3 protein-coding genes are annotated in these 2,667 nt (G+C 67.3%); all 3 read left to right on the forward strand.

The features are described 5' to 3' along the window. The first annotated feature begins 207 nt into the window (after nucleotides 1–207). Nucleotides 208–783, forward strand: coding sequence for a 4Fe-4S dicluster domain-containing protein (locus VN419_RS08430; protein WP_325646448.1), 576 nt, complete (start codon nucleotides 208–210; stop codon nucleotides 781–783). Then, complete coding sequence (locus tag VN419_RS08435; RefSeq protein WP_325646444.1) at nucleotides 780–1,760, forward strand: CoB--CoM heterodisulfide reductase iron-sulfur subunit B family protein; 981 nt, start codon at nucleotides 780–782, stop codon at nucleotides 1,758–1,760. The genes VN419_RS08430 and VN419_RS08435 overlap by 4 nt, the downstream gene beginning before the upstream one ends. Further along, nucleotides 1,751–2,667, forward strand: a 917-nt coding sequence (locus VN419_RS08440; RefSeq protein WP_325646446.1) for an FAD-dependent oxidoreductase, incomplete at its 3' end; no start/stop codon positions are given. The genes VN419_RS08435 and VN419_RS08440, both read left to right, overlap by 10 nt.

Raw genomic sequence — 2,667 nt, forward strand, 5'->3', positions numbered from 1 at the left:
GAATCAGCACTGCTGTTGCACAGGACGCATCTGGGCGCGGGCGGACGTGAGTCTTCCCGCGCCCTTGCCCTTACCGGGAGCCTCTGCTACCGTGGAGTCGCTGGTCGGGATTTCCTCCCGCCTCCCCCCCGTCTGGAGCCGCGCACGCAGCGGCCCAGAGGAGACGCCCCGAAGGAGCCGCCCATGCAGGCACCCACGCTCTCTCCGATGAACACCATCGATCTTGCCGCTTGCCGCGACCAGGACTTCATGGACGCTGTTGCGCGGGAATCCGGCCAGGACCTCAAGAGCTGCTACCAGTGCGGCAACTGCACGGCCGGCTGCGCCTACACCGAGGACTACGACATCCCCGTGCATCAGGTCATGCGCCTGGTGCAGCTGGGCATGAAGGACGCGGCGCTCTCCTGCCGGTCCATCTGGCTGTGCGCCACCTGCCAGGCCTGCACCACCCGCTGCCCCAACAACATCCAGGTGGCGGTGGTGATGGACGTGCTGCGGCACATGGCGCGCCGGGCTGGCCATGCGCCGGAGCGGCTGGTCAAGGGCTTCGCCGATTCCTTCCTGACCTCCGTGGCGCGGCACGGCCGCGTGTTCGAGGCCGGGCTGGCCGCCTGCTTTGCCATCAAATCCGGCAAGCCCCTGCAGGACGCGGGCTTGGGCCCGGCCATGCTTTCGCGCGGGAAGCTGGCCTTCATGCCGCATGAACCGGGCGGCACGGCCAAAGCCGAGGTGGCCGCCATTTTCGCCCGCTTCCACAGCGGCGCGGCGGAGGGCGAAAAATGAGCGCGCGCCTGGGCTATTATCCCGGTTGTTCCCAAAGCGGCACCGCCGCTGAATACGACATTTCCACCCGGGCCTGTTGCAAGGCCCTGGGCATTGAACTGGCCGACGTGCCGGACTGGACCTGCTGCGGCTCCACGCCCGCGCACACGGTGGACCATCACCTGGCCGGTGCGCTGGCCGCGCGCAACCTGCTCCAGGCCGAGGCCGCTGGCTTCGACCGCGTGACCACGCCCTGCCCCAGCTGCCTCTCGGCCCTGAAAACGGCGGACGCGCACCTGGCCGACGAAACCTACAAAGCCAAGGTCGAGGCCCTGCTGGGCCGCCCGGCCCCCGGCCCTGTGGACTGCCAGAGCACGCTGCAGGTGCTCTTTGAGCAGATCGGTCCCGAGGGCGTGAAGGCCCGCGTGAAGCGGCCCCTTTCCGGCCTGCGCGTGGCCCCATATTACGGCTGCATCCTGAACCGCCCGCCCGGGCTCATGGCCTTTGACGACCCGGAAAACCCCATCGCCATGGACCGGCTGCTTGAAGCCTGCGGCGCGGAAATCGTGGACTTTCCCTTCAAGACCGAGTGCTGCGGCGCGGCCTTCGGCATGCCGAGGCTCGACGTCATGCAGAGGCTTTCCGCGCGAATCCTCGACATGGCTGAAAGCACGGGCGCGGACGTCATCGCCGTGGCCTGCCCCCTGTGCCAGATGAACCTGGACCTGCGGCGCGGGCAGGTGAACAGCGCGTCCGGGCGCAACATCCAGATTCCGGTGCCTTTCTTCACCCAGCTTTTGGGCTTGGCCCTGGGCCTGCCCGAGGCCGAGCTGTGCTTCGGCAAGCTGGTGCTGCCCCTTTCCCCGGCCCTGGCGGCCGCGGATCAGCGCGAAGCTTCCCGCGCAGCCGAAGCGGAAGCCAAGGCCGCGGCAAAGGCCGTCAAAAACGGCACGCTCCGTTCAGAGCCAGTTTGCAAGGAGGACGCGCCATGCGCATAGGCGTCATGGTCTGCCACTGCGGCAACAACATCGCCGCCACCGTGGACTGCGAGGCCGTGGCCGCCGCCGCCCGCGACTTTCCGGATGTGGTCTACGCCACGGACCACATGTACGCCTGCTCCGACCCCGGACAGAAGACCATCGAACAGACCATCCGCGACCTCAAGCTCGACGGCGTGGTGGTGGCCTCCTGCTCGCCCCGGATGCACGAGGTGACCTTCCGCCGGGCGGTGGAGCGCGCGGGGCTGAACCGCTACATGTTCGAGATGGCCAACATCCGCGAGCACGTGGCCTGGATTTCCCTCGACCGCAAGCGCAACACCCAAAAGGCCACGGACCTGGTGCGCATGGCGGTGGAGAAACTGCGCGTGGACCGGCCGCTGACGCCCAAGAGCTTCGACGTGCAGAAGCGCGTGCTCATCGTGGGCGGCGGCGTGGCGGGCATACAGGCCGCGCTGGACTGCGCGGACGGCGGGCTCGACGTGGTGCTGGTGGAGCGCAAGACCTCAATCGGCGGCGTCATGAGCAAGCTGGACAAGACCTTCCCCACCATCGACTGCTCGGTGTGCGTGCTGGGGCCAAAGATGGTCGACGCGGGCCAGAACCCGCGCATCACCCTGCACACCTTGTCGGAAATCGAGGAAGTGTCGGGCTATGTGGGCAATTTCGAGGTCAAGATCCGCAAGCGCACCACCTATGTTGACTGGACCAAGTGCACGGGCTGCGGGGCCTGCCAGGAAAAATGCCCCAGCAAGAAGGTGCCCGACGCCTTCAACGAGAACGTGAGCCTGACCACGGCCATCAACATTCCTTTTCCCCAGGCCATTCCCAAGCGCGCGTCCATAAACGCCGCCCACTGCATCCGCCTCACCAAGGGCAAGTGCGGCAACTGCCAGAAGGTGTGCCC

This window comes from Humidesulfovibrio sp. (assembly GCF_035560995.1).
GTDB lineage: Bacteria > Desulfobacterota > Desulfovibrionia > Desulfovibrionales > Desulfovibrionaceae > Humidesulfovibrio.